The 7,988-nt window shown below is 35.9% G+C and carries 6 protein-coding genes and 1 pseudogene; 1 reads left to right on the top strand and 6 read right to left on the bottom strand.

What is annotated here, in order from left to right; translation table 11 throughout:
- Positions 1-491: 491 nt before the first annotated feature.
- The 6 genes and pseudogenes from ADI58_RS03820 to ADI58_RS11625 form a co-directional block, all read right to left on the bottom strand.
- A complete protein-coding gene (locus ADI58_RS03820) occupies positions 492-1,124 on the bottom strand; it encodes an ABC transporter ATP-binding protein (protein ID WP_049521528.1) in 633 nt (210 codons plus the stop codon).
- A 1-nt stretch (position 1,125) separates the two neighbouring features.
- A complete protein-coding gene (locus ADI58_RS03815) occupies positions 1,126-3,141 on the bottom strand; it encodes a DUF1430 domain-containing protein (RefSeq protein ID WP_049521527.1) in 2,016 nt (671 codons plus the stop codon).
- Positions 3,142-3,254: 113 nt separating this feature from the next.
- Complete coding sequence (locus ADI58_RS03810; RefSeq protein WP_049521526.1) at positions 3,255-3,911, bottom strand: ATP-binding cassette domain-containing protein; 657 nt, start codon at positions 3,909-3,911, stop codon at positions 3,255-3,257.
- A 4-nt stretch (positions 3,912-3,915) separates the two neighbouring features.
- Complete coding sequence (locus ADI58_RS03805; RefSeq protein WP_049521525.1) at positions 3,916-6,117, bottom strand: hypothetical protein; 2,202 nt, start codon at positions 6,115-6,117, stop codon at positions 3,916-3,918.
- A complete protein-coding gene (locus ADI58_RS03800; RefSeq protein ID WP_239683525.1) occupies positions 6,114-6,416 on the bottom strand; it encodes a hypothetical protein in 303 nt (100 codons plus the stop codon). The genes ADI58_RS03805 and ADI58_RS03800 overlap by 4 nt, the downstream gene beginning before the upstream one ends.
- Before the next feature lie 164 nt (positions 6,417-6,580).
- Positions 6,581-6,750 (bottom strand): annotated as a pseudogene (locus ADI58_RS11625) (PhrA family quorum-sensing system peptide).
- 190 nt (positions 6,751-6,940) lie between these two features.
- Here ADI58_RS11625 and ADI58_RS03790 point away from each other — a divergent pair.
- Positions 6,941-7,804 (top strand): helix-turn-helix domain-containing protein, encoded by an 864-nt coding sequence (locus ADI58_RS03790; protein WP_049521524.1) that lies wholly within the window; start codon positions 6,941-6,943, stop codon positions 7,802-7,804.
- Positions 7,805-7,988: the final 184 nt, after the last annotated feature.

Below are 7,988 nucleotides of genomic sequence, written 5' to 3'. Positions count from 1 at the left end.
TAAAGGTGTTCAAGCCAATTGTAAAGCGAAAGGAGAAAAATATGGCACAAAAGGTTCTTTTGTCCTGTTCTTGTTTCAATTGACTATATTTCTATACTTTTTCTTCCTTTCTCTGTGAAAATCGCAAGTTTTTCCCACTTTTTCTCAATACTGAAACAACATCTTTCCAGAACTTCAATAATTTCTTTTTGTGTTAAATCATTATTTAACTAAATCTTTGGAGGCAATACGTTTTCAAAGCTATTTTTTTACCATAGGTTTTGAGCCTTCAACACAGATTACTAAGCCAAAAATGCTCTAAATTTTTGAAATTCTAACAAATTCCACTCAACTTTATCATCATCTTTGACTTTCACAATATCTTCCTCAAAATAACATGGAATAAAGATAGTTTTCTTTTGAAACGGTTGTAGGAGGAAAATCTTTCCTACACTATTATTGATTCATAATAATATTTCGGTAACTCATCGTGCAATTAAAAACAAGGATTTTTATTTCAGACGATCCATCGTGAACACTTCATCAGCCATCTCCCAAATTGCCGGATTATGTGTTGCGATAATGATTAGCCTATTATCATCTCGAAGAGATAGCAAAATCTCCATAATCAACTGAGAGGTTGCTGGGTCTATTGAAGCTGTTGGCTCATCTGCCAAAATAAAGGGTGGATTCTTTAAGATAACTTTTGCCAAGGCAACCCGTTGCGATTCTCCGCCCGATAACTCAAAGATGCGCTTATCTAGGTCAAGATAAGCCAGGCCGACCTGTTCTAAAGCCTGCTTCTGCCTCAACCGCTGTTCCGACCGACTCAACTTTTGACCAATGAGACCTAGCTTAAGGTTTTCTTCAATACTTTGGTTTTCAATTAAGCCAAAGTTCTGGAAGAGGTAGCCCAATTCGTGACGGAAAAAATCACTCGATTTATAATTGGCCAAGTCTTTACCTCGGTAAAAAATCGTCCCATCATAAGGTTCTAATTTCCCAATCATGTTCATCAAGGTTGTTTTTCCGCTACCACTTGAACCAATTAAGGCATAGACTTTTCCAGCCTCAAATGTTATTGAAAGATTCGAAAATAACTCTCGTTCTCCAAAAGATTTACTCACCTGTTTAAGTTCAATCATATTAACCTCCCTTCAAAACAAGCATGGACATCTTGTTTTCTTTCTGCATTTGGACATGTAACTGTAAAAGAGATAGACCAGTAAAGAGTAACGAGACTAAGAAAGCAACTACTATCTCTACCATAAGAAATACACTCGCAACAAATCCCAGTAAAAACACACCCAGTTGAGCAAAGAGATAAGTGCGATGGATTTCTAAGAACCTGAGACCTGCAATGCGTTTGATAAAAATGGCACGTCTAAATTCTTCAAAGTAGAGCCTATTCATAGTGTTAAACAACAAGATTGAAGTTGCAATCCCAAGCACAGCTCCTGCTAGCATTACCAAACGTTCCCTCTGGATATTATCCAATAATGTGATGTAGTTGTGGTAACCTGTTTGCATTTCTGAGACCCAATTTTCAATGCCTTGTCTCTGGATAAGCTCCTGGGCATCAGACAATTGATTAAAGAGAACGTAGTTCTGTACTGCGTCTACCCAAAACAAAACGGACTGTGGACCAGTTGATTGGGGTGTTATAACAATGATGATTGGATCTTTCAAAAACTGCTGGTAAGAAATAGGGGTCGTATTATACACAAAACGATCCTGACCTGATTCTAAATAACCTACCGTAGCAGTCATTTGCTGTCGTTCATCTTGACTAGATATGCGACTGGTTAAGTCGTCTTCAAAAACAGATTTATAATGTTCTTCCTCTGAACGGAGGTGTTCAGGCAGCAATAAGACAAACTCCCCTACATCAAGGTGATTCATCTTTTGCTCAATAGTTGTATCTACAGGAATGTTTTGACGCTCCAAGTATTGCGGTGTGACGATAAGGACATTGCCATTCGGGTTGTAATCGTGCCATTCTGTAGAGGTTATAAAGTTTTTGGAGGAAGCCATGCCATTTTGCAAAGTACGGTCAATTAACTGGTGTCTAGATAAGAAAGCCTTTTGTTCTGAAACAGCCAGATCCATCAATTGATACCAAGTTCTGAGTTTCCTTTGAGCTTGTTCATCAAAACCAGGACTCGTTCCTTCACGGCTGATTGATAGGGTAATCAGTTGCCTTTCCTGACTCCAAGCCTCTTGTCCAATCCGATGCTGTTGCCAGGCTTGGGAATACTTTAAGCTACCCCCTATTCCCAGCGTTACAATAATAATCGCTAATAGTTGACCGATTAAAATCAAACTAATGATTCCTCTGACAGGCACTTGCCCTTTTATAATCTGCATCAGGTGTATCTTTTTTATCCCAACTGCGAAGAGTTGAGCGAAAAACAGGGAGATCAACAACAAGATGAGATTATAACTGAGCAAGCCTTCTCCTATGGTCATTAGGGATTGCGTTGGAAACGACAGAATTTTTTGCATAAGAATGGCGAGCACGCCAGCTAAACTGAAACCAACAGCTATCCCTTTCAAATCCTCACCAACTGGTCTAAGGAAAATGGACCACCGTTTCTCTCCTGAAATGAGGCGAATGCCCGACGAACGTAATTGGCTAATTTGACTAATTAAAGTCAGTGCTCCAAAGGTTAAGATGAAAATCAATAGACTGATTAACTGAAATCCGTTACTAAAGATAGCCATTAACGTAGATAGTTTAGATGGAATTGTCAGGTGCATGTTAGTCAAGCCAAGTTGACTTAGCTCCTCCCTTAGCAAGTGAATATCTAGGTTTCCATCGAATACAAAATAGTTTGTTTCAACACTACTACTTTGAGCATCTTCTAGATTTTTTTCCTGTAGCCCATCAGGCAACTTTCCGTTCCCAAAGGTCGTATAAGAAAACACTGGAGTACCTTCTGAGTTAAGATCCTGGTGTTGAATCGCAATAAAGCTATCCGTTTCTTCTGCTAGTTTTTCCAAGCGTGTAGCAACATGCTGAAAAGTTGTTTCAGGGGAAGAATCACGTACAACAACGTTGGGGTAATAATTGGAGACATATGTATCAGTCCAAATGGTAAATACCCAAACAAAGAACAAACTAGCAAGCAGGTTGGATATGAGTATAAATAATTTTTTCATAGTGCATTCCTTATTCTAAAATAGAGGACAGAAATACCCATGCCCTCTATAAACTAACAAGCTTACTAAACTATTGATAGAAGTAACCGTATCAAGTGCTAATAATGGTTGAGTTAATTTACAAGAACCGACTCCAGTGAAATGATCCTATCACATTGCCGTGCTTGCTCCATATTATGCGTAACAACTAAAATTGTTTTACCAAATTGATCTCTCAAAGTTCGAATCAAATCGAATGCTTTTTGAGACATTTCAGGATCTAACGATCCGGTTGGTTCATCTGCTAGGACAATATCTCCGGGCTTTAAAATAGCTCTCACAATCGCAATTCTCTGCTGTTCACCTCCCGATAATTCATTGATTTTACTATTTAACCGATTTTGTAGACCAACAAATTCTAGCGTTTCCTTGATTTTCTGCTCTTTCTCCTGTCTAGAGAAATTCGAAAAAGTCATGGCAAGCATCAGGTTATCTTTCACACTAGATGTAGAAATGAGTGCATTGGATTGAAAAAGATAGTTGATGACATTCCTTCGATAATGAACTGCTGATTGCGAATTTACCTTAGGCAAAACTTTTCCGTTGATTAGGATTTTACCACTGTCAACAGTATCCAATAGTCCAATCATATTGAGGATAGTCGATTTTCCAGAACCAGAAGGTCCTACTAAAGCTACAAATTCATTTTCCTCAATATCAAAGCTTAAGTCTTTGAAAATTTCTCTTGAACCAAATTGTTTTGATACATTTTGTACTGAAATTCTAGACATGAGATTACTCCTTAAATGATTGTATGATACTCTCTCCTTCTTTACGGAACAAACTGAAGTAAAGAAGCATTATCTGAAAAGCAAATGTAGCTAGTGTCATGACTATTCCCAACTTAGAACCCACCAAGATAGAAACGATTAGTTCCATCACAGAAAAACTAATAATGAGAGAAAGCACACCAATATATCTTTTCCATGGTGAGAATCCCATAAAGTATTGGACATACAATTTTTCTTCAAATAACAAGCGGTACATTAAGACAAAACTCCAGAAAATAGCCATCATCGTAATGATGATAATCGCTATAATCGTGCCAAAAAGATAAAATGTATAACTCAGATCTTTTTGAAGACCATTGATAAAGTTCTTGACAGTTGTAAAACTCAACCGATTATCCGTTAAATCTGGAAATTCTGTTTCTAAAACGGACACTACTTGTTCCATCGTTTCCCTATCACGAATCTTCAAAAGACCATTATAGCCACTGACAACTAAGTTTGCCGACTCCATGAAATATAAATTCTCTGGTGTTGAGACAAAAATAACTGGATTTTCACTAGTTGTACCATAAGAAATGGAATCTGACCAAGTAAATATTGGTCGAGACGGTTGGTAAACCTTGAATATAAATTTCTGATTTTCTGTGAAATTAGTTTGTAAATCTCCCTGTTTTACAGTGACACTTTCCTGTAAATACGCCTTCATCACCTCAAGTTCTTCTGTATTGAGCGTGTTAGGTAGAAGATAAAGTCGAGTACCATTCCTCATCTCTAGCAACTCTTCATCACTTAGGGGAATACCTAGGTCTTGCAGGTAATTATAGGAGAATTTCAAATACCAAAATGGTTTTTTAGGGACATGCTGGTATGTCCCATAGACTGCATCAAGGTACTCCTGATTAAGAAATTTTCCTTGGGCAATATAGACACCTGGAAGCTTAGATATACGCTGGTAAAAGTTATACATGCTGCGCTCAAGGGAATTTGTAGTTCCTGCATATGTACCTACATCATCTCCCTCAACAAAGCTGGATATAACGTACATATCTTCAACATTCTTCCACTCCCTAGATACTTTCATATTATCAATAAACTGATTCATTGGAGCATCTAAAGAGTAACTGACTGCGATTAACAAACCAGCTACCAAGGTATAGAATAACAAGCAGGTTACCATTAAAGGCTTCATTGGTAATCGTTTATGAATTGCGGCTAATGGAGAAACCGAATAAACAATAATCGTTGGAATAATGAATATCAATAGTAGCAACAAGACTGAGAGGCTGACTCCAGCAAAAACTAGAATAAACGATGATAAACCAAAACTAGACCAGCCTGACAACAACCAACTACATAAAGAGATAATTGGAATAATGTAGATTGAAAATAGTAGAGAATTTTTGAAAAAAGCAGACCATAATTCTTTTCTACCCCATCCTAAAAGAATCAATGTTCCGAAATGTTTAAAGGATTGAAGAACACAGATTAAGAATAGGATCAGTAAAATGAGGGCATTTACTATGATGCTGATAGCAAGTATTATTCCCCAAATTCCCTGATCAGTACTACTTCCAAAACTTTCTTTTGTCAAATCCTCAACAGAAATACCTGACATCTTTGAAAGATGCAACAGAAAGTTATCTCTTGAGACAGCATCGTGGAGACCATTGATATGGTATGTCCCATTAATCGTATTAGTGTTTTGGAAAGTATAATCTAATCGTTCAATGACTACAGGTGTGCTAAATAATAAATCTGGAAGCTCGTAAAGCATATTATTTGACCCTTTGTCAAGTCCAATAGTCATACTATTATCACCATGAGATAATAAATCTGCAAATTGTTGTTGTGAGACAACTATTTTACCCGTACTTTCAAAATCTGAAAAACCAGCAGAACTACCAAGGATGTCTATATAAATCCTATTTAGACCTTTTCCTGTATCACTACTTTCAGAACGTTTTGTCCATATGGACAAGTCACTCTGTTCTAAAAAATAATTAAATACATCTTGTGATTGCTCTTCTGTTAACTTCTGAAGATAAACTGTTACGGTCCCGGAATGATGATTATAACTCTGCCATGACTGTTGATACTGTAAACCTGCTAAAAAAATTGCCACCAGAGCAAGTAAGACACTCTGGATGGTAATCAAAAACAGGATTAAGTATCTCATTTTACCTAATAATATGTTTTTGTATGTCATAAGTACTTACCTACAATTCCAGTAACATTCAGCTGTACAGTTCCAATGAATTTAGAAACATGTGCTTCTACTCCAGGTGATTGCCAGCCTGAGAATGCCCCGTTAGCAGTTGATGAGTGTTCGTAAACACTAGACTGAACATTTGAATAGCTCCGAAGACCAGCAGTACGACCATAATTCCAATAAACTGCAGTACCTTTATACCAAACTGTTGCAGCTGAAACAATCGAACCACCTGCACCAGCTAAAGTCAGTGTAAGTAAAGATGTTGTAATTATTTTTTTTATGCTTTTCTTCATTGTAAAGCCCTCACTTCTTTCACTTAAAATCTAACAATAACAATGACTGCCTTTAGAAGTATCAACAAATCAAACCCTACTACATTCGAATCACTTCTTTCTAATTAAAAGTTAGATAAAACAGGAATACTATATAGTTAATAGTATTTTCATCATTTAATCAACTAATCTGCCTTCCCAACATCAAGACCATTGGACTTCTTTTGTGATTGCACTCGAATCTCCAATTGTTTATTCTTCTGAATGAATTGTTGGTAAGGAATTGTATTACTAAACATAAAACACCTAGTAATGCTAATATAGCTAATTTTTGAATTCCACGATTTTTCTTCATTCGTGAAACCCTTTTCTTTTTCGTTATCCTTATTTTAACAGATATATTTTATTTAGCCAAGCGTTTTTATGTAATATTTAACTTTTTTTAAAAAAAATTACCATAGAGAATTATTTATTCCTTTAACTTGCTATTTTGAACTAAAAATTTTATAATGAAATTAAGCAAATAGGAAGGTTTATTATCTTTAATGAATACACTCGCAGAGAAATTCAGATTGAAAAGAAAAGAGTTAGGTCTCTCCCAACAAACTCTTGCAGAAGGAATTTGTGAACAAAGCCAGATTAGTAAAATTGAGAGAGGGCATTTCATTCCCTCCGCAGACCTTTTGTTCAAACTCTCACAACGACTTGAAGTGCCATTAGATTATTTTTTTAATGAACAAATTGAAATTAAATCTAACCTCTCTAATTTCAAGCAATTATCTGTTCGACTATTAGATGATAGAAATTATGACGATTTGGAATATATTTATAGAATAGAGATTGAACGAAGTACTTTTCTAACACTAGAAGACCGAACTTACCTTGAATGGATTAAAGCTATTATTGACTTCTATCAATATGACAGTAAGCGTGAGGCTATTTCTTCATTGGAAAATATATTATTAAAAGTCTCCTCAAATACTCTGATTTATTTAAAGGCGTTGAATACTCTATCTAATTTCTATTCCTTAGTGGGTCGTGAACAAGAATATGAGGCAAACTACTCTCATTTGATGGAGTTATATCAGACAAAAAATTTTGAGCATCAAGAGTTTTTATTTGGCTACATCAGAGTTCGTTACAACTACGCTCACTACCTAGTGTCAAAGGAAAAATATAACGAAGCCATCCAAGAAGCTCTTGAGACGATTGAACTCTGTAAACAAAGACAGACAAGCTACCAACTGGCTCCTCTACTTATTCTTGTAGGAAATGCTGGAGCCAAATTTCTAGACAAAGAACAAGTCAAAAATTATTATATAGAAGCAAGAGAGTTATGTAAGATTTATAACAATCCTTTAATGTTGATGAAGATAGAAAATTATTTGAAGGAATTAGATACTGTTTAGTTAATCTTGACATTATAGTTTTTCTGAAACGTTAAATAACCTGTAAGGCTGATAGTGAAATGAATACTATCAGCCTTATTTCAAATTTATATTCTTCGAAAATCTCTTCAAACCACGTCAGTTCTATCTCCAACCTCAAAACAGTGTTTTGAGCAACCTGCGGCTAGCTTCCTAGTTTGCTCTT

The sequence above is a fragment of the Streptococcus mitis genome (assembly GCF_001074635.1).
Classification (GTDB): Bacteria; Bacillota; Bacilli; order Lactobacillales; family Streptococcaceae; genus Streptococcus; species Streptococcus mitis_E.
This window is presented reverse-complemented; position numbering and strand designations above follow the sequence as displayed.